General features: G+C 67.4%; 17 protein-coding genes. 7 read left to right on the top strand and 10 right to left on the bottom strand.

The window, feature by feature from the left end:
• Positions 1 to 15: 15 nt before the first annotated feature.
• Genes ABZ004_RS01460 through ABZ004_RS01450 form a run of 3 tightly spaced genes read right to left on the bottom strand, consistent with a single transcriptional unit; the run spans position 16 to position 2,602 of the window.
• Positions 16 to 1,032 (bottom strand): NAD(P)/FAD-dependent oxidoreductase, encoded by a 1,017-nt coding sequence (locus ABZ004_RS01460; RefSeq protein ID WP_355677791.1) that lies wholly within the window; start codon positions 1,030 to 1,032, stop codon positions 16 to 18.
• Positions 1,029 to 1,556 carry an isoprenylcysteine carboxyl methyltransferase family protein gene (locus ABZ004_RS01455; protein ID WP_355677790.1) on the bottom strand — a complete coding sequence of 176 codons (528 nt, stop codon included), beginning with the start codon at positions 1,554 to 1,556 and terminating at the stop codon, positions 1,029 to 1,031. Before ABZ004_RS01455 ends, ABZ004_RS01460 begins: the two co-directional genes overlap by 4 nt.
• On the bottom strand, positions 1,556 to 2,602 hold the full coding sequence (locus ABZ004_RS01450) for a type III polyketide synthase (RefSeq protein ID WP_355677789.1): 1,047 nt from the start codon (positions 2,600 to 2,602) through the stop codon (positions 1,556 to 1,558). The genes ABZ004_RS01455 and ABZ004_RS01450 overlap by 1 nt, the downstream gene beginning before the upstream one ends.
• Before the next feature lie 18 nt (positions 2,603 to 2,620).
• Between ABZ004_RS01450 and ABZ004_RS01445 the strand changes: the two genes are divergently transcribed.
• Positions 2,621 to 3,439, top strand: a complete 819-nt coding sequence (locus tag ABZ004_RS01445; protein WP_355677788.1) for a UbiA family prenyltransferase — start codon at positions 2,621 to 2,623, stop codon at positions 3,437 to 3,439.
• Between the two features lie 135 nt (positions 3,440 to 3,574).
• Here the strand turns inward: ABZ004_RS01445 and ABZ004_RS01440 are convergent, their stop codons facing one another.
• The gene (locus tag ABZ004_RS01440; RefSeq protein WP_355677787.1) at positions 3,575 to 4,450 is read right to left on the bottom strand and encodes a LysR substrate-binding domain-containing protein; all 876 of its coding nucleotides are present in this window, start codon (positions 4,448 to 4,450) and stop codon (positions 3,575 to 3,577) included.
• A 123-nt stretch (positions 4,451 to 4,573) separates the two neighbouring features.
• On the opposite strand from ABZ004_RS01440, the gene ABZ004_RS01435 reads away from it, so the two are divergent.
• Complete coding sequence (locus ABZ004_RS01435) at positions 4,574 to 6,139, top strand: MFS transporter (protein WP_355677786.1); 1,566 nt, start codon at positions 4,574 to 4,576, stop codon at positions 6,137 to 6,139.
• On the opposite strand, the gene ABZ004_RS01430 is transcribed toward ABZ004_RS01435, so the two are convergent.
• The 3 genes from ABZ004_RS01430 to ABZ004_RS01420 all read right to left on the bottom strand — a co-directional run bounded on the left by ABZ004_RS01430 (position 6,133) and on the right by ABZ004_RS01420 (position 8,985).
• Complete coding sequence (locus ABZ004_RS01430; protein WP_355677785.1) at positions 6,133 to 6,825, bottom strand: SRPBCC domain-containing protein; 693 nt, start codon at positions 6,823 to 6,825, stop codon at positions 6,133 to 6,135. The two genes, ABZ004_RS01435 and ABZ004_RS01430, sit on opposite strands and share 7 nt — an antisense overlap.
• On the bottom strand, positions 6,822 to 7,415 hold the full coding sequence (locus tag ABZ004_RS01425; protein ID WP_355677784.1) for a helix-turn-helix domain-containing protein: 594 nt from the start codon (positions 7,413 to 7,415) through the stop codon (positions 6,822 to 6,824). Before ABZ004_RS01425 ends, ABZ004_RS01430 begins: the two co-directional genes overlap by 4 nt.
• A gap of 127 nt (positions 7,416 to 7,542) precedes the next feature.
• Positions 7,543 to 8,985, bottom strand: coding sequence for a lysyl oxidase family protein (locus ABZ004_RS01420; protein WP_355677783.1), 1,443 nt, complete (start codon positions 8,983 to 8,985; stop codon positions 7,543 to 7,545).
• A gap of 315 nt (positions 8,986 to 9,300) precedes the next feature.
• Between ABZ004_RS01420 and ABZ004_RS01415 the strand changes: the two genes are divergently transcribed.
• Together ABZ004_RS01415 and ABZ004_RS01410 are read left to right on the top strand one after the other, a co-directional pair.
• Positions 9,301 to 11,352 carry a fibronectin type III domain-containing protein gene (locus ABZ004_RS01415; RefSeq protein WP_355677782.1) on the top strand — a complete coding sequence of 684 codons (2,052 nt, stop codon included), beginning with the start codon at positions 9,301 to 9,303 and terminating at the stop codon, positions 11,350 to 11,352.
• A 75-nt stretch (positions 11,353 to 11,427) separates the two neighbouring features.
• Positions 11,428 to 12,156: a DUF427 domain-containing protein gene (locus ABZ004_RS01410; protein ID WP_355677781.1), complete on the top strand. Its 729-nt coding sequence runs from the start codon at positions 11,428 to 11,430 to the stop codon at positions 12,154 to 12,156.
• Positions 12,157 to 12,261: 105 nt separating this feature from the next.
• Here ABZ004_RS01410 and ABZ004_RS01405 read toward each other — a convergent pair whose 3' ends face one another.
• Together ABZ004_RS01405 and ABZ004_RS01400 are read right to left on the bottom strand one after the other, a co-directional pair.
• A complete protein-coding gene (locus ABZ004_RS01405) occupies positions 12,262 to 13,035 on the bottom strand; it encodes an SDR family oxidoreductase (RefSeq protein ID WP_355677780.1) in 774 nt (257 codons plus the stop codon).
• Positions 13,035 to 13,415 carry a helix-turn-helix domain-containing protein gene (locus tag ABZ004_RS01400; protein ID WP_355677779.1) on the bottom strand — a complete coding sequence of 127 codons (381 nt, stop codon included), beginning with the start codon at positions 13,413 to 13,415 and terminating at the stop codon, positions 13,035 to 13,037. The genes ABZ004_RS01405 and ABZ004_RS01400 overlap by 1 nt, the downstream gene beginning before the upstream one ends.
• Positions 13,416 to 13,504: 89 nt before the next feature.
• Between ABZ004_RS01400 and ABZ004_RS01395 the strand changes: the two genes are divergently transcribed.
• The 3 genes from ABZ004_RS01395 (at position 13,505) to ABZ004_RS01385 (ending at position 17,167) form a co-directional block, all read left to right on the top strand.
• On the top strand, positions 13,505 to 14,416 hold the full coding sequence (locus ABZ004_RS01395; RefSeq protein WP_355677778.1) for a zinc-binding dehydrogenase: 912 nt from the start codon (positions 13,505 to 13,507) through the stop codon (positions 14,414 to 14,416).
• Positions 14,413 to 14,814 carry a nuclear transport factor 2 family protein gene (locus tag ABZ004_RS01390; RefSeq protein WP_355677777.1) on the top strand — a complete coding sequence of 134 codons (402 nt, stop codon included), beginning with the start codon at positions 14,413 to 14,415 and terminating at the stop codon, positions 14,812 to 14,814. Before ABZ004_RS01395 ends, ABZ004_RS01390 begins: the two co-directional genes overlap by 4 nt.
• A gap of 154 nt (positions 14,815 to 14,968) precedes the next feature.
• The gene (locus tag ABZ004_RS01385; RefSeq protein WP_355677776.1) at positions 14,969 to 17,167 is read left to right on the top strand and encodes a bifunctional SulP family inorganic anion transporter/carbonic anhydrase; all 2,199 of its coding nucleotides are present in this window, start codon (positions 14,969 to 14,971) and stop codon (positions 17,165 to 17,167) included.
• On the opposite strand, the gene ABZ004_RS01380 is transcribed toward ABZ004_RS01385, so the two are convergent.
• Positions 17,122 to 18,087 (bottom strand): phosphatase PAP2 family protein, encoded by a 966-nt coding sequence (locus ABZ004_RS01380; protein WP_355677775.1) that lies wholly within the window; start codon positions 18,085 to 18,087, stop codon positions 17,122 to 17,124. The two genes, ABZ004_RS01385 and ABZ004_RS01380, sit on opposite strands and share 46 nt — an antisense overlap.
• Positions 18,088 to 18,125: the final 38 nt, after the last annotated feature.

Genomic DNA, 18,125 nt, shown 5'->3' with positions numbered 1-18,125 from the left:
GGGCCCGCGCGCTTTCTAGGCGAGCCGGTTCACGATCGCGCCGTAGACCCCAGGTAATACAGCCGCCGCAGGAACGATGCGGGGACCGAGCAACGACCTGTTCCGGGCCCACAGCAACGATGCCGTCAGGAGCCGCGCCTCCCGCGAGACCCGTCGCCAGGCGACGTCATAGGCGTCCGGGCGATCGTCGAGCACGCAGCGGACCAGTTCGGCAGAGGTACGCAAGGCGACGGCAATCCCTTCGCCGGTGAGCGCGTCCACATACCCGGCGGCGTCCCCCACCAACATCACCCGCCCCGCCACCCGGCCACGGACTCGCTGCCGCAACGGTCCCGCTCCCATCACGGAGGAGGCCGGCGGTGCCCCGGCCAGCCGACGGCGAAGAGCAGGAAACGCGTCGAGGTGGGAGTCGAAGGACCCGCGAGCAGAGGTCAAGATCGCGACGCCGACGAGGTCGTCCGCGACCGGCGTCACGTAAGCCTCGCCGAGGGAGGACCAATACACCTCCACCAGATCAGTCCAAGGCGAGGTCAAGAAGTGTTGCCGAAGCCCACGCCGTACTTCTCCTGACCGCTCAAGACCCAGACAAAGTTGCCGGCGGATCGGCGAATGCAACCCATCGGCGGCGGCGAGGTAGCGGGCGGTCAGGCCGGCGGCAGTCACCGACGAGGAGTTCTGCGTGATCGCCCCGACCCGGCCGGCCCGCACCGGCACGCCCAACTCGGCGAGACGATCCAGCAACGCGGCCTGCAGCACCGTACGCCGTACGCCGAGGCCAGGCCCGGCTCGGAAGCGCGCATCGACCCGATGCCCGGCGTCGAGATACCGAATGCCCTGAAAAGGCCGTCCTTCCAGCGCAACCCCCAGGCGCTCCAGATAAGACACCGCGCTATGCGCCACCCCCTCGCCGCACGCCTTGTCGATCGGTCCGGAGCGCGGCTCCACCACGACCACCGACAGCCCGGCGAGCGCTGCCCGGATCGCGGTCGCGCAACCGGCCGGGCCGGCGCCGGCGACGAGGAGGTCGATCACTTCGTCAGCGCACCGTCCAGCGCAGCCTCTTCGGCACGGATCCGCACCGTCAGCAAGGGAATGTTCAGCACCAGGAACACCACCGCCGTCACCCACGCCGTGTGCACCAACGGCAACGCGATCCCCTCGGCCACCACCGCGACATAGTTCGGATGACGCAGCAGCTTATAGGGGCCCGAAGCAACCAATGACAACCCCGGTACGACGATCACCCGGGTGTTCCACTGATGACCGAGCACCGTGATGCACCACCACCGCAACCCCTGTGCCAGTAGCACCACCGCCAGCATCGGCCAGCCCAGCCAAGGCAGGAAGGGCCGGTCGGCAACGATCGCCTCCACCAGACAGCCCACCAGGAACCCGGTGTGCAGCAGCACCATGAACGGGTAGTGCCCCTTGCCGGACTCCACCCCGCCACGCTCGAAACTCCAGCGAGCGTTGCGGAGCGAGACCACCAGTTCGGCCACCCGTTCGAGGCCGACCAGCACGATCAGTACGACGAACAACCACAACGATGTCGACATCACCACTCCAGCAGTACGAGCTCGGAACAGAAACCAGGGCCCATCGCCAGCAGTACGCCCATCCCCGAAGGATCGAGGTCCAAGGTGTCACCGAGCACGTGCAGCACCGACGATGACGACAAGTTGCCAACGGCGTCCAACGATCGCCAGGTCACGTCGAGCGCTCCCGGCCGCAACCCGAGCGTCTCCGATACCGCCTCCAGCACCTTCGGCCCACCCGGATGCGACACCCAGGTCCCGACCTCCGGCACCGTCAATCCGTGCATCGCCAAAAAGGCCGCCACGTCGTCGCCGAGGTACTGACGGACCACGTCCGGCACATCCGCACCGAGCACGATCCGGAAGCCGCCCGAGCCGATGTCCCACCCCATCACCCGCTCGGAGTCCGGATACAACCGGCTCCGCGTCGCCACGACAGACGGCCCGGACGCCGCAGGGTGGTCCGAACCGGTCAACACCACCGCAGCGGCCCCGTCCCCGAACAAAGCACCACCGACCAGGTTCGGCAACGACGAGTCATCCCGCTGCAAGGTCAACGAACAAAGCTCGACGGACAGCAGCACCGCGACGTGCGAAGGCCAAGCCAGCAAGTAGTCGTGCAGCCGGGCGATCCCCGCCGCTCCCCCGACACACCCGAGCCCGAACAGCGGCAGCCGCTTCACGTCCTCCCGCAGCCCGAGCCGCATCGCCACCCGGGCGTCGATCGACGGCGCCGCCACCCCGGTCACCGTCGTGAACATCAGCACGTCGACATCGGAGACCGACAACCCCGCTGCAGCCAAGGCCCCTGACACAGCCGCGGCACCAAGATCAACCGCGACCGAGATCCACGCATCGTTGGCCGCACCGAAGTCCTTCAGTACGGCGTACTGCTCGAGCGGCAGCGCCAGGTGCCGATGCGAAACCCCCGCGTTCTCATGCAGCCGGCGCAGCAACGCGTGTCCCTTGCCATCCGGCAGACAGATCTCGGCGAACGCCTCGGTCAACTCGTGCTGGGCATACCGGTTCGGTGGCAACGCGGCCTGTACCGCGGCGATCCGGGTCATCGTGGCATCGTTGCTTCGGTGAGCAACCCGATGCGCACCCTCAAGGGTCTGGCCATGGCGTCCCACCCGGGACCGACTGTTGCCGTCACCACCTTGATCACGCTGGTTGCCTGGTCAGCCGGCCGCAACGCCACCGGCTGCTTCCTAGTCGCCGCAGCAATCCTCACCGGCCACCTCTCGATCGGCTGGAGCAATGACGCGATTGACGCAACCCGCGACACCAGTGTGGACCGAAAAGACAAACCGATCGTCCTCGGACTGGTGAGTCGCCGCACAGTCGGCATCGGCGCGGTCGTCATGGTGATCGCCTGCGTCCCTCTCTCGCTCGCCAGCGGACTGCTCGCCGGCCTCACGCATCTGGTCGCCGTGGCCGCTGCCTGGGCCTACAACCTCAAGCTCAAGTCCACCCGGATCTCGTGGCTTCCGTACGCCGTCGCGTTCGGCCTGCTGCCGTCCTTCGTCACCCTCGGTACTACGGACAGCTGGGCGCCCTGGTGGGCCTCGGCCGCCGGTGCACTGCTCGGAGTCGGTGCCCACCTGGCAAACGTCGTACCGGATCTTGCTGATGATCTCGCCACCGGAGTACGAGGCTGGCCGCAACGGCTTGGTGAGCTGTCGAGGGTGCTGGCTCCGCTCCCCCTCGCGATCGCCACCGCGCTCCTGGTCATCGCCCCGGACGGCCCGGTCGGAGCCATCGGCTGGATCACCCTCGCACTCAATGCGGGGCTGCTCATCGCCGTCGTCACCTGGAAGAACGCACCCTTCCTCCTCACCCTCACCATCGCAGCCGTCGCGATCATCGCCCTGGTCATCCGCGGCGACGCACTGACGCCCTAGCCGGGCGGCGCCTGCGGCGTGCGGCGTGCGGAAAAAGCTGCGCGAGCGCGGAGCGCCTGCGGCGGGCGGAAAGGGGTGGAGGCGACGTGGCCGGGCGTGCTCGCCGCACGGCGCCAACGCCATGCGCGCGGGGGGCTAGCTTGGTTGGGGTTTCAGGGGGGCGTTGCTGCCGAGGATGGCGGCGGTGAGGGCTTCGGCGGGTTCTTTGGCGGCGCGGGGGTTGGTGATCAGGACCAGGTCGATCGGGGGCAGCTCGGGGAGGCCGGAGCTCGGGGGTGGCTCGACGAGGTCCTCGGGCATCAGGCTGCGGGCGAAGATCGCGATGCCGAGGCCGGCCCGGACGGCGGCCAGTACGCCGTTGACGCCGCGGACGATGCAGGTGATCCGGCAGGACCGCCCGGCCTGTTCCAGGGTCTGTACGCCGAGCGAACGGCTGAGGCTGGGTGCTTGGTAGGCAACGAGTGGGACGGGTCCGTCCGGCGCGATCCGGGTCCCCGAGATGCCGGCCCAGACCAGCGGATCACGACGTACGAGCCGCCCATGTGGCTCGGACCCAGCGCCCACGGTGTGCTTCACGTAGGCGAGATCGAGATGACCCGACTCGACCCGGCGCAGCAGGTTCGGGCTCTGGGCGACGGTCAGCTCCAGGTCGATCCGCGGATAAAGCTGGCGGAAGTCGCGCAGGATCCGCGGCAACGGCGTCAGCGCCAGGTCGTCGGTGACCCCGAACCGCAGCCGGCCACGCAGCTCCGACCCGGTGAAATACCCGACCGCCTCCTCGTGCGCGGCCAGGATCGTCCGGGCGAACCCGGCCATCGCCTCGCCGTCGGCAGTCAGCGTCACCGTCCGGGTGTCGCGCACGAACAGCGGCCGCCCGACCGCCGTCTCGAGCTTGCGGATGTGCTGGCTGACGGTCGGCTGCCGGATCCCGAGCCGCTCGGCCGCCTGGGTGAAACTCAGCGACTGCGCGACCGCGAGGAAGGTGCGCAACTGGTCCGGATCGTAGGCCACAAGACCAGCCTCTCATTGCGGGACGCAATAAGACTAATAGGAGTAATTCGCTGTCGTAAATCGCTCTCCAACGTTGAGGATGGAACAGACCTCCCCTGACAGTCCACTTCGTAGGGATGACTCTTGACCACCCGGGCCACCGGTTCTGTCCACCCCGTCCCCGACTTCCACACCCACCGAAGCACCCACCCCAGCACCAACGGCAACACCCTCGGCAGCACCCCGCAGACGCCCGTCGAAGCGCTCCGCCGCCCAGGCTTCCGGGACACCTTCAGTGCCCTCCAAGTACGCAACTTCCGCCTCCTGGTGAGCGGACTGTTCGTCAGCTCGACCGGCGGTTGGGTGCAGCGGATCGCCCAGGACTGGCTGGTGCTGACCATCACCGGCAGCGCCACCGCCGTCGGCATCACCACCGCACTCCAGTTCCTGCCGACCCTCCTGCTCGGCCTGTACGGCGGGGTGATCGCGGACCGCTTCCCCAAGCGCAAGATCCTGCTGGTCACCCAGTCGACGATGGGCACGCTCGCCGCGGTGCTGGCCGTGCTCGCCCTGACCACCGAGGTGCACGTCTGGCAGGTCTACTCGCTGGCCCTGATCCTCGGCCTCGCCACCGCTGTCGACAACCCGACCCGGCAGTCGTTCGTCACCGAACTCGTCGGCCGGGAGCGCCTGCGCAACGCGATCAGCATGGTCTCGTCCACCTTCCAGCTCGGCGGCCTGATCGGACCGGCCCTGGGCGGCGCGATGATCGGTGCCGTCGGCACCGGCTGGGCCTTCGCGCTGAACGCGGTGACCTTCTTCGGCTCGATCTCCGCGCTGCTGATGATGCGCGAACACGAGATGCCCGGCCTCAAAGCAGCAAGGAAAGCCGGCCAAGGCATCCGCATCCGTGACGGCCTGCGGGACGGAGTCCGGTACGCCGTACGCGAACCCGCCGTCCGCTGGGCCGTCGCGCTGGTCGGCATCTTCGGCATGTTCACCATCAGCCTGCCGGTCACCCTGACCGCGTTCGCCAAGGTCGTCTTCCACACCGGCGCCACCGGATACGGCGTACTGAACTCCGTCGTCGCCGTCGGGTCCCTCGCCGGCGCACTGTTGTCGGCCCGGCGGATCCGGCCGACCCGGCTGCGGAACCTGGTCGGGATCGCGTCGATCCTGGCGGTCACCGAGATGGTAGCCGCGATCCAGCCGTCGCTGTGGACCTTCCTCCCGTTGCTCTGCGCGCTCGGGATGGCCACCCTGATGTTCCTCACCGCGGCCCAGTCGATGGTGCAGCTGACCACGCCCGACGGACTCCGCGGCCGGGTGGCCGGGATCTACAACCTGGTCTTCATCGGCGGCGGCGCGATCGGCGGCCCGCTGGTCGGCTGGATCTCCCAGCACTGGGGAGCCCGCACCGCACTGCTACTGGCCGGCCTGGTCCCGGCGGCGGCAACAGTTGCCATCGGCATCAAACTGGCCAGGGTCGGTCGCTTCCGCGTCGTGATTCACCGCTCCCCCTGGCTCCAGGGCCCGGTCCGCCTCGGCCTGGAACAGCTCCCGGTCCGCCTCGGGCTCGAACAGCTCCCGGTGCGGCTGGCCCGCCCTGCGGCACCAAGGATCGACCGGCCGTTCCCCCTCATCCGGCACCGCGGTGGCAACCAGGCCACGCGCCCCCGGCGTACGCGAAGGAAGCCTTTGCATCACTGAAACTGTGCGGCGAGCCAGGATGTCCAGGCTTCTTTCAGCCGGTCGGCATCCTGGTCGCCGTAGTAATGGTGGCCGATGGCAATGGGCAAGTTGAGCAGGCTTCGGTCGTGGAATCGCAGCAACGCCTGGTCGGTGGTGATCCCGAGGTGACTGGGGCCGAGATAGTCGACCTTGCCGACGATCGGGTCGAGACCGGGCACGGTGAGCTCGACCTTGTCTCCCACCACCGAAGCACCGAGCTCGGACAGCAGGCCTTGCCAAGCCTCCGCGGTCTTCGACGCATCGGGGCCTTCGGCAAGGATGTAGGTCGCCGGATCTGCCATGAAGATCGACAGATAGCGCGCCAGGGTGTGGAAGTAGAGGCCCCACCCGCGAGCGGTCGCCTCGTACTCCGCTTCCCAGTCGTCATCGCTGAAGCCGGTCTGACTGAACCGCAGTACTGCGGAACCTCCGTCGCGCGCCTCGATCAAGTACTCGAAGGTGTTCGGTCCGGCAACGACCGTGTAGCCACGACCCGGCTCCCAGCTGGTCACCCGGCCGTTGGGTGACATGCCGTTCTCGTCCGGCGCCACCTCCATCGGGAAGAACCACGCGGTCATCCCCTCGACGGTGCTGATCGCCTCCCAGACCTCGTCGGGAGTCGCCTCCAGCGGGATCTCGATCTCGATCCGATGTTCGTCGGTCATCGCTCTGCTCCTGGGGTCGGCTTCGGATGGACAGCGACCAGCAGGCGATGCGTTCGGCCGCCCGGCGCGGTCTCGTCGTGATACTTGGCGACCAAGCTCCGCACCGAAGCCGACAGCTCCTCGGCGAACGCGGCCCGCTCGGCAGCGGAGGCGAACCGGATCTCACCGTCGACCGCAAAGGTGGCGAGCTTCCGCCGGGCCGTGCGCGCACCGATCAGCAGCTCGCCGACCTCGCGCAGCATCCGGGCCGCGAGTGACAGCAGCCAGCGCGCCGACAACCCGTCGGGCGACACGGCCGGATCGGGCTGAACTCCCGCGAGCACGCCAGGTGAGATCACGTACGCCGATGCGCTGGCCCGCAGAACCCGTTCGGTGCAGTTGCCCTTGCGGCGCTCCTCCACCAGCTCGACCAGCCCATGCTTCTCGAGGGCCCGCAGGTGGTAGTTCAGCTTCTGACGCGGCAGCCCCAGTTTGCTCGCGAGCGTCGTCGCCGAGCCGGGCTCGACCAGCTCAGCCAGCAACCGCGCCCGGACCGGATCCAGCGAGACCCCGGCCACGGCCGGATCGTCGATCACCGCCAGGTCGTCCATGGCCCGAGAGTGGCACCGACAACTATTCTTGTCAAGACGATGATGATCGTCGGCAGGCCCCCCAGGCGCCTGCCGACGATCGAGGGGGCCCGCGGCCTCCCGGAAGTGGGGGGCCGCGGGCATGGGATCAGGGAGCGTCGACCAGTTGGACCGGCGGGACCTGGACCGTGCGGTGGTGCAGGGTGCCGCCGAGGATGACCTTGCGCAGCGAGACGTTGTTCTTGGTGTTGGACTCGAACAGGCGGTTCTCCGGGTTGGCGACCACCTGCACGTAGTACGTGCCGTTCTTGAGGTCCGTCACGTCGAAGGACTGACCGGGCAGCGACTGGGTGTAGGTGTCACCGGATCCGACATCGAGGACCTCGCGGACCGACAGCGATCCGTGGTTGCCGCAGGCGGTGTGCAGATCGGTGTTCTGCGGGTGCCATTCGGCGTTCTTGACGGTGTAGTCGATCGAGTCGGTCGCGGCCAGGCAGAAGGCTTCCTTCTGGCTGCGGACGACCTCGGTCTGCTTCGAGTTCAGCAGGCTGTAGCGGGCGAAGTCTGTGAAGTGCCAGTGGCTGTGGCCGTCGCGACCGTCCCACTCCAGCGTTCCGGTGTTCTGGTAGCCGACCTGCTTGCCGTGCGCATCGTAGAAGTACTGGTAGGCGTCCATCAGATCCTTGCCCTGCTGACGGAAACCGTCCAGCACCAGCTTCGACGGGCCTGCGTTCCAGACGTTCGCCGCGAACGACAGATAGTCGCGGTTGGCGCTCGGACCTTCGTCGCCGGGCGCGACAGTGATCTGCCATGCCGGCAGCGGGCGCAGATCCGGCTTCGGGCCGGCCGGCACACTCGCCTTACCGGTCGGCCGCTTGGCGTTCGGCACAAGCGGGGTGCTCTTGCCCTTCAACGCACCAGCCTTGAGGGACTTGGCTGCTCGCGTCTTGCAGCCGTCCACCACGCCGTGGCCCGGGTCGCAGCCCTGCTGCTCCTGGACGGTGACGTTGAGCGTGACGGCCGAGTCGGCCGCCGGCACCTTGAAGAAGTCGCGGTACTGCTTGTTGATGCTGATCTTCGCGGTGTACTTCCCGACCGGAACGTTCGCCGGCGTCTCCTCCTGGTAGTAGTTGTAGGTGTTCGCCGACCAGCCGGCCTGCAGCCCCCAGACAGCGCCGAGCGTGAACGGGTTCGCCGCACAGTCCGTCGGGTACGGCGAGGTGTCGGGCGCGTCCGGGCGAGTCCGGGATCCCTCCCCGTTCAGGCAGAAGGACTGGTCGCGGTCGAGTACCTTCTTGCCCTTGGCATCGGTCAGCGTGATGTGCAGGAACTTGCCGAAGCCGGACCAGTCGGTGACGGACCCCTTCGGCAGGTTGATCGGATAACCGCCGACGAGCTGCTTGCCGACGACCGGGTCACCGTACGACTTGCGGTTCGCGCGGATCTCGATCGCCTTCTGACCAGCGACCACATGGGTCCCGAAGTCCAGCTGTACGCCGTAGTCGGGGATCAGGTCCAGCGTGACATCGGTGCTGCCGGCGACGAGTTTCAGCGCCGGCTGCTTTGCGGCGGCTTTGTCGGGACCGGACATCGCGGCTCCAGCGGCACCAGCGGCTGCTGCCACCAGTGCTGCGGCGCCCGCGACGGCGATCGCCGTACGGCCGAATTTCCTTGAAGTGTTGATGGTCTACCCCTCCCATACGAGCGGACCCGCCTCCCGGGTCACGCCTCACTTACACGGGGTATGACGAGGCCCGGTGGTCGCTATGTTGATGTCAGTTGTGTCGCAGTTCGATCACAGCACTACGGAGAGTTACCTACGCCTGTTACTTGACGACGTAAATTAAGCGACCCTAGGCTCGCAGCGTCCGCCTTCCCCCTGATCTCGGACGAGACGGAGGAACACATGTCAGTCCCCACTGGGCGCGCTGCGCTGGTGACGCTGGCAGGTGCCGCCCTGGTATCGGCAGCTGCGATCGTCCCCGCCAACGCCAACACGCCTGCGCCCGGCTCCAAGCCGTCGGTTCCGGCCAAGTACTCGCAGGTCGCCGCGAAGCCCTACATGGGCTGGAGCAGCTGGAGCCTGCAGTCCACCAACTATCCGGGCGTGAACCCGGACGGCCCGGGCAGCTTCATCAGCGAGAAGAACATCCTCGCCCAGGCTCATGCGATGGCCAGCAAGCTGAAGCCGTACGGCTACGAGTACATCAACGTCGACGCCGGCTGGCAGGGCGGTGGCGACGAATACGGCCGCCCGATCGCCAACCCGGCCCGTTTCCCGCGCGGGATGAAGGCCGTCGGTGACGACCTCCACGCACTCGGTCTGAAGTTCGGCATCTACACCGTCGTCGGTCTCGGTCTCGACGTGTACCGCGACGGCAACACGCCGATCTACGACGCGCCCGGCTGCTTCACCCGCGACATCGTCTACCCGGACCTGCGGCTCACCAACGGCTGGGACCAGGCGTACAAGATCAACTACGCCAGTCCGTGCGCGCAGAAGTACGCCGACTCGATCGCGAAGACCTTCGCGAGCTGGGGCGTCGACTTCATCAAGATGGACGGCGTCGGCCCCGGCTCCTGGAAGGGCGCCCCGGACGACCCGAACCACAACAACACCGAGGACGTCGAGGCCTGGTGGCGCGCCGTACAGAACGCCGGCCGGCCGATGCAGTACACGTTGTCGTGGTCACTCAGTCACCGGTACGCCGACACGTGGAAGGCCAACTCGAACGGCTGGCGGATCGACACCGACGTGGAGTGCTACTGCGACACGATCGTCCGCTGGACGGGTTCGGTGGTCCAGCGCTGGTGGGACGTCGCGCAGTGGGTCGACGATGCCGGACCGGGGCACTGGAACAACCTCGACGCGCTCAATGTCGGCGTCGGCGCGATGGACGGCGTCAACGAGACCGAGCGCCAGACGTACATGACATTCTGGGCGATCAACTCGGCGCCGCTGTTCGCCGGTGACGACCTGACGAAGCTGGATGCCTACGGGCTGAAGCTGCTGACCAACCGTGAGGTCATCGCGATCGACCAGGCCGGCGTACCGGCCCGGCCGTTGAACCAGGACCAGTTGCGGCAGACCTGGTATGCGAAGAACACCGACGGCAGCGTCACGGTCGGTCTGTTCAACCTGGCCGACACACCCGCCACGGTGACTGGTGACTTCAACCAGCTGGGCATCACTGGCAAGGCCAAGGTCCGTGATGTCTGGGCCGCCACGAACACCAGCAACGTCAGCGGCCAGGTCAGCGCTCAGCTGCCGGCACACGGCTCGAAGCTGTACAAGATCTACCCGAACAGCCTCGGCTCGGTCAGCAAGCCGGCCAACTTCAAGGCGACCGACGTCAGCCGGACCACGGTCTCGCTGAATTGGCGGCCGAGCACCGGCGCCACGTCGTACAAGGTCTACGCGAACGGCAAGCAGGTCGCGACTAGCACCAGCACTAGCGTCGTGGTCACCGGGTTGCTGCCGCAGACGCAGTACAAGTTCGAGGTCAAGGGCGTCAACGGCAGCAAGAGCTCCGAGGCGAGCGCACCGCTCACCATGCTGACCTCGAAGTCTGGTGGACCTGTGCGCTACGAGGCGGAGGACGCAACCAGCACGCTGACCGGGAACGCGAGTGCCAACGGCTGCACGCTCTGCTCCGGCGGCAAGAAGATCGGCAACATCGGGTACGACGCGTCCGTCACGCTGAACGGCATCACGGTGCCGACGACCGGGACATACCTGGTGAAGATCGCCTACACCGACGGCGACACGAGTCGGCAGAGCATGCTGACGGTCAACGACGCCGACACCTACTGGGTGAACTACCACGGTCTCGGCGACAACGACTGGGGTACGCCGCAGGTGGTCTACCTGCCGGTGAAGCTGCAGGCCGGCACCAACTCGCTCAAGGTGAGCAACCCGAACGGGTACATCGCCGACATCGACTGGATCACCGTCTGACCCTGACGCTTACGTCCGAAGGACCGAGGGCTCTGACTCTCGGTTCTTCGGACGTGGGGTGTCTAGTGTGGGTGCATGAGTGGATATCCGAGTGCGCTCGTGGCTGTGGACCATGTCGAACCGGTGCCGCGGCGGATCCGCGCGACACTGAACGGGGAGCTCGTCGTCGACACCTACGACGCGCAGTACCTCTGGGAGTTCCCGCCGTACCCGCAGTACTACGTGCCGCTGGCGGACGTGGTCGGCGACGTGCTGGTCGACACGGGTGAGGTCGAGCTCCACAACCGGGGCAAGGCGCGGATCCACACGGCTGGGCACGGACAGGCCAGGGTGTACGTCGACGGGCTGGTCGAAGGGCACGTGCGATTCGACTGGGACGCGTTGGACAGCTGGTTCGAGGAGGAGGAAGAGGTCTTCGTCCATCCCCGGAACCCCTACAGCCGGTGTGACGCGATCAGGTCGTCCCGGCTGGTCCGGGTCGAGCGGGACGGGAAGCTGCTCGCGGAGTCGTACTCGACGGTGATCGTGTTCGAGACCGGGCTGCCACGCCGCTACAACTTCCCGCGGCTCGACGTGTACTTCGAACACCTGACGCCGAGCGACACCCGGACGGCCTGTCCGTACAAGGGCCGGACGACCGGGTACTGGTCCGTCGGGAAGCATCCGGACCTTGCCTGGAGCTACGACTTCCCGACCGCCGCGCTGCTGCCGATCGCCGGAATGATCGCCTTCTACAACGAACGCGTCGACCTGACCATCGACGGCATCGAGGAACCTCGCCCACAAACACCCTTCTCGGCCTAGATCGCAAGGCGGGGCTAGATCGCAGGGCCGGCCTAGATCGCGGAGGTGCTGCCGCCGTCCGACCCCGCCTACGCCTTCCTTTGTTCTTTCTTTTGTTCTTTTTCTTCAGATCGCAGAGGTGTTGCCGCCGTCCATGGTGATGATCGCGCCGGTGACATAGCTGGCCTTGGAAGAAGCGAGGAAGGTTGCGACGTTGGCGACCTCCTCGGGCTCGCCGGCGCGGCCCATCGGCAGGCTCCCGACCATCTCGGCCAGGAGCTCTTCCTTGGGTCGGCCGGTCGCGCGGACCGCCGCGTCGAGACCTTCGTCGACACGGCCGGTGCGCGTCGTACCGGGGTTGATCACGTTCACCCGGACACCGCGGCCGGCGTAAGCCTTCGCGTAGCCGACCGACGCGAGCATCAGCGCCGCGTTCGCCGCGCCACCACCGATGTGCAGCTCGTTCGCCTGCCGGCCACCCTGGCCGACGACGTTCACGATCGAACCTTTGCCACGCTCCGCCATGCCGCGGATGACGGCCTCGGTCGCGTGCATGTAGGTGAAGTACTTCGCCTCCATCGCGGCATGCAGCGTCTGGCTGCTCAGTTCATCGACCGGCGTACGCCGGGCAGCGCCCGCGCAGTTGACCAGTACGTCGATCGCACCGATCCGCTTGAACGCGACGTTGGCCGCTTCCGCATCGGTGAGGTCGACCGGCACGACGTTGATCGACAACCCCTTCGCCGCCAGCTGCTCCTTGGCGACCGCCAGATTCTCCGCACTCCGTGAGATGGCGATCACCTCGGCGCCCTCCCAGGCGAGCGCCTCCGCACACGCCAGCCCGATCCCCTTACTCGCCCCGGTCACCACAGCGGTCAGGCCGGCAAGTTGCAGATCCACTAGAGCCTCTCGTCAAATTCGTTGCGAGCAGCAACGATGTCGTCCATGTGGGTGTAGGCCCAGGTGCGCAGGGTGGCGACGGCCACGCTCAGGCTCACACCCAGCGGCGTCAGCGTATACGTGACGGTGACCGGCACAGTAGGAACTACATCACGCCGTACGACGCCGTCGCGCTCGAGGTGGCGCAGCGTCTGGGTGAGCATCTTCTGGGTGATCCCCTCGATCGCCGCCTTCAGCTCACCCGAGCGCAGCGTGCCCCGGCTCTCCAGCGTGCTGATCACCAGCATCGTCCAGGTATCACCGATCCGGCCGAGGACCTGACGCGTCGGACAGGCACCCTTGGTGGCGTCCCACCTGCCGCTGACCTGGTCGGTATCCATTTGGTGCCTTTAGCAGTAGAAAGTGCCGTCTTCCACGGCCGACAGAGCGCCCGTAGCTTCGGTGTCGAGTCTAGTGAAGGAGGAGTTCGGTGCAGGCAGTGGTGCCGGTAGGACCTGGGAAGGTCTCGTTCGCCGAAGTGGACGATGTCTCGGCCGGGCCGGATGAGGTGATGATCGAGGTCGCCGCGTTCTCGGTCAATCGAGGCGAGACCTTCCAGCTGGAGACCGATCGACCCGGGTGGCGGCCGGGCAAGGACGTTGCCGGGCGGGTGATCCGGACGACCGCGGACGGCCCGGCTGTGGGCACTCGGGTCGTCGCCCATCTACCGCACTCGGGCTGGGCAGAGCGTGCCGTCGTACGGGCACAGCAGGTCGCAGTACTGCCTGACACTGTTTCGTTCGAGCAAGCTGCTGCCTTGCCACTGGCTGGGTTGACCGCGCTCCGGCTCCTCCGTACTGCGGGGAGCGTCATCGGCCGACGGATCCTGCTGACCGGCGCATCCGGCGGCGTCGGACACTACTTCACCGAAATGGCGGTCGGCGCCGAGATCACCGCCGTCGTCTCGTCACCCGAGCGCGGCGCCCGACTCCTGGAACTCGGTGCAGAGACTCTCGCGTACGACGTGAGCGATGCGCGCGGACCCTTCGATCTCGTGCTGGAGTCCGTCGGTGGGCGCAGCCTCCCGGTCGCGCTCTCGAAGCTCCGGGCCGGTGGGACGCTGATCTGGTTCGGGCAGGCGAGTCGCGAGGCGCCGCGGATCGACTTCTTCGACTTCTTCGCCGGACCGGAGGCGGCGTCGATCAAGCACTTCCACTACGACTCCGAGCCTGCGGACGGACCCGATCTGGCGACCCTCGTGCGACTGGTGGCGACGAGCCGGCTGCATCCGGAACTCGGGCGGATCGCGGACTGGTCGGAGACCGCCGTGGTACTCGACGAACTCCGCGACCGGCGGATCCGTGGCAACGCAGTACTGACTACCAGGAAGGACGAACGATGAAGGACCCGAAGGCGGTTGTGACCCGGTACGTCGAGGCGGTGGCGGCTGGTGATCTGCCGACGATCGAGGCGAGTTTCTCTCCCGACGTCGAGTGGACGTATCCAGGGGATCTGCCGTTGTCCGGTACGTGGCGTGGGAGGGACGTGGTGATCAACGACTTCCTGGGAGCGGCCGCGGGCAAGTTGTTCGCCGCGGACCAGCCGGTCGTGATCAAGCTGGTCAACATCCTTGCCGATGGTGACCAGGTGTTTGCCGAGTGGACGGCTCAGGCGACGGCGCTGTCCGGTGCGGCGTACGACAACCGGTGCGGCGGCGTCTTCACCGTTCGCGATGGACAGATCGTCGCCGTCCGGGAGTATCTCGACACCGATCACGCGCGGAAGGTGCTGTTCAACTAGATGCGGTTGGCAACGTTCCGGGGGCGATGGGCAACGAGTTGGAATTAGCGCTCGTGCGGGCTTGATTCGGCCAGTACTATCAGTAGTCAGATCGACACCCTTTGTTTCGACGTTCAGATGCCGTAGCACCGACGCCGGAGGACCTGTGCCGACCATGACCACTTCCGATTCACCTGCCCACTCACCGCCCGAGGGTTTCTCGTGGCGCCACATCGTTCGCTATGACCTACCAGCCTCTCTGGTGGTCTTCCTGATCGCGGTCCCGCTGTCCCTGGGGATCGCCGCCGCCTCCGGAGCCCCGCTGATCGCGGGTCTGGTGGCCGCCGTCGTCGGCGGGATCGTCGCCGGCGCACTCGGCGGATCGCCCTTGCAGGTCAGCGGTCCGGCCGCCGGCCTCACCGTCGTCGTCGCCGGACTGGTCGCCCAGTTCGGCTGGGCCGGCACCGCGGCCATCACCTGCGCCGCCGGCCTCCTGCAGATCCTGCTCGGGGTCACCAAGATCGGCCGGCTCGCCCTCTCCCTGTCCCCCGCCGTGGTGCACGGCATGCTCGCGGGCATCGGCGTCACCATCGCCTTCCAGCAGCTGCACGTGGTGCTCGGCGGCCGGGCGCAGAGTTCGCTGATCGCCAACGTGGCCGGGCTTCCGGGGCAGTTGATGACCCACCATCCCGGCTCGGTCCTGATCGGCATCCTGACGGTGCTGATCCTGCTCCTCTGGCCGAAGTTGCCCAAGGCAAAGATGATCCCGGCGCCGCTGGTCGCTGTGGTCACCGTCACCGCACTGGCCGCGGCCTTCGCGATCGACGTCACCCGGGTCGACCTGCCGGACGCGCCGCTGCAGGAGCTGATCTTCCCGGTCATGCCCGAGGGCACCCCGATGGAGATCGTCACCGCGGTCCTGACCGTCGCGCTCGTCGCGAGTGTGGAATCGTTGCTGTCGGCCGTTGCCGTGGACAAGCTTCATCGCGGCAAGCGCAGCAACCTCGATCGCGAACTGGTCGGGCAGGGCGTGGCCAACGCGGTCTCCGGCGCTCTCGGTGGGATGCCGGTCACCGGAGTCATCGTGCGCAGCTCGACGAACGTCGCGGCCGGGGCACGGACCCGGGCGTCGTCGATCATGCACGGCGTCTGGATCGCGGTCTTCGTGCTCGCGGCCGGCGCGATGCTGGAACTCATCCCGATGGCGGCCCTGGCCGGCGTACTGCTCGTCACCGGCCTGCGACTGGTCCAGCTGGCACACATCCGCACCCTGCGACGCCACGACGAACTCCTCGTGTACGTCGTGACCGCTGCCGGGGTGGCCGTCCTCGGTCTGGCCGAGGGGGTGCTCGTCGGACTGGCGCTCGCCCTCGCGCGGGTGCTCCTCCGACTGGCCAGAGCGACCGTCACCGCGATCGAGCAGGACGGCGTGTGGACCGTGCGGATCCACGGCACGCTGGTCTTCCTCGGAGTGTCGTCGCTGGTTCGCACGTTGCGCACGATCCCGGTCGGTACGGCGGTACGCATCGAGCTCCAGGTCGATCACCTGGACCACGCGGCGTACGAGGCGATCGAGGACTGGCGTCGTGGGCACCTGGCCCGCGGCGGCTCGGTCGAGCTCAACCGGGCCGCGTTCCGCGCCGCCTTGCACAGCGATGCGGGCCGGGCGCGCTGGTTGCATCCGTGGCAGCAACAGGGCCAGCTGGTGCTCGAACCGGATCAGCGGGCCTCGATGCTGGACGGGATCCGCGAGTTCGAGGCGACGGCCGACTCGATCCGGCCGATGATGGCGAAACTCGCGGCGGAGGGTCAGCGGCCGATGCAGCTGTTCATCACCTGCGCCGATTCGCGGATCGTGCCGAACATGATCACCACCACCGGCCCGGGCGACCAGTTCTGCGTCCGGAACGTGGGCAACCTCGTCCCGCCGTACGGATCGACCAGCAAGTCCGTCGCGGCAACGATCGAGTACGCCGTCGAGGTGCTCGGGGTGGCGTCGATCGTCGTCTGCGGGCACTCGCATTGCGGGGCGACGGTCGCCGCGCTGGACGGCGTACCGGATGAAGGTTCCGCGTTGAAGCACTGGCTTCGCCATCTGGAAGCCTCCGTACGCCGGTCCGCGGGCGCGCCCGACATCGTCGACCCGGTGACCGGGGTGAAGCTGTCGGCCGCCGACAAGTTGTCCGTCACCAACGTGGCGGTGCAACTGGAGAACCTGCGCAGCTTCGACTTCGTCCAGCAGGCCGAGAAGGAAGGCCGGCTGGAACTGGTCGGGCTCTGGTTCGACATCGGTGCGGCCGCGGCCCGGCTGGTGCTCGAACGCGAGCCCTATCTGGTGCGCGCGGACGAGGAGCTGGCTACGGCCGGCCGCTGAGATTCCGTTCGGAGCAAGGCGGGTGCGCTGTCACGGCGTACCCGCCTGTTCCGGAAGATTGCGAGGAGCGGCACGGCCAGCGCCATCGCGACCAGGCCGTCCGACCAGTAGTGGTTCGCGGTCACCACGACCACGAAGAACGTGATGATCGGGTGCGCGATCCACAGCCAGCGCCAGCGCGAGCGGGTCGCGCGGATCATGAAGACGGCCACCATCAACGCCCAGCCGACATGCAGACTCGGCATCGCGGCGAACTGGTTCGCGATCCCGCTCTGCGCGTCCGGGCCGTAGACGGACTGGCCGAGCAGAATGCCGGTGTCGACCCAGCCCGGCATCATCCGCGGCGGTGCCAGCGGGAAGATCAGGTGCCCGACCAGGGCGAGGCCGGTCAGTGAGGCGAGAGCCCAGCGGGCCTTCGGGTACTGCGCGGGCCGGCGGATCATCAGCCAGAGAAGCACCACTGCCGTGAGCGGGAAGTGGACGTAGGCGTAGTACCGGTTGGCGATCTGAGCCAGGTCCGGAAGTTTGAGAGCGGCGTGCTGGAGGCTGGCTTCACTGGGGAGACCGAGCTGCGTCTGGAGATTGATCAGCGTGCTCGCGTGTGAGAGGGCTTCGGTCGCATGGCCCATCGAGAGGAAGCGGCCGAGGTTGTAGGCACCGAACAGGAACGCAACGAACAGAATCTCGCGGAGGATCCGCCGCACCGTCGCGTTCGGCGCATCGGGTGGACAGGGCACCAGCCGCAGATGTCGCCGCCCCCGAGGCGGCGAATCCAGCGAACTGGTGTCCTGCAGAACCCCGTCCGGCCCCTGGCCGAGTCGCTGCGCCGCCTGCGCGGCTCGGCCGGACGCTGCTGAGTCCGGCGGCTTCTCCTTCTGTGGCGTTGTTCGATTGACCGGCTCCAGGTGAATCTGTGCCATCCCCAGCCCCTCCCAGGAAACCGAATGCTCGTTCTTTT

The sequence above is a fragment of the Kribbella sp. NPDC006257 genome, assembly GCF_040613535.1.
Classification (GTDB): Bacteria; Actinomycetota; Actinomycetes; order Propionibacteriales; family Kribbellaceae; genus Kribbella.
This window is presented reverse-complemented; position numbering and strand designations above follow the sequence as displayed.

Excerpts from the sequence above, each read along its gene's own strand:
- ABZ004_RS01455 (WP_355677790.1), bottom strand. The coding sequence starts at position 1,556 with ATGTCGACATCGTTGTGGTTGTTCGTCGTACTGATCGTGCTGGTCGGC.
- ABZ004_RS01450 (WP_355677789.1), bottom strand. The coding sequence starts at position 2,602 with ATGACCCGGATCGCCGCGGTACAGGCCGCGTTGCCACCGAACCGGTAT.
- ABZ004_RS01430 (WP_355677785.1), bottom strand. The coding sequence starts at position 6,825 with ATGACCGACGAACATCGGATCGAGATCGAGATCCCGCTGGAGGCGACT.
- ABZ004_RS01425 (WP_355677784.1), bottom strand. The coding sequence starts at position 7,415 with ATGGACGACCTGGCGGTGATCGACGATCCGGCCGTGGCCGGGGTCTCG.
- ABZ004_RS01420 (WP_355677783.1), bottom strand. The coding sequence starts at position 8,985 with ATGTCCGGTCCCGACAAAGCCGCCGCAAAGCAGCCGGCGCTGAAACTC.
- ABZ004_RS01415 (WP_355677782.1), top strand. The coding sequence starts at position 9,301 with ATGTCAGTCCCCACTGGGCGCGCTGCGCTGGTGACGCTGGCAGGTGCC.
- ABZ004_RS01410 (WP_355677781.1), top strand. The coding sequence starts at position 11,428 with ATGAGTGGATATCCGAGTGCGCTCGTGGCTGTGGACCATGTCGAACCG.
- ABZ004_RS01400 (WP_355677779.1), bottom strand. The coding sequence starts at position 13,415 with ATGGATACCGACCAGGTCAGCGGCAGGTGGGACGCCACCAAGGGTGCC.
- ABZ004_RS01390 (WP_355677777.1), top strand. The coding sequence starts at position 14,413 with ATGAAGGACCCGAAGGCGGTTGTGACCCGGTACGTCGAGGCGGTGGCG.
- ABZ004_RS01385 (WP_355677776.1), top strand. The coding sequence starts at position 14,969 with ATGACCACTTCCGATTCACCTGCCCACTCACCGCCCGAGGGTTTCTCG.
- ABZ004_RS01380 (WP_355677775.1), bottom strand. The coding sequence starts at position 18,087 with ATGGCACAGATTCACCTGGAGCCGGTCAATCGAACAACGCCACAGAAG.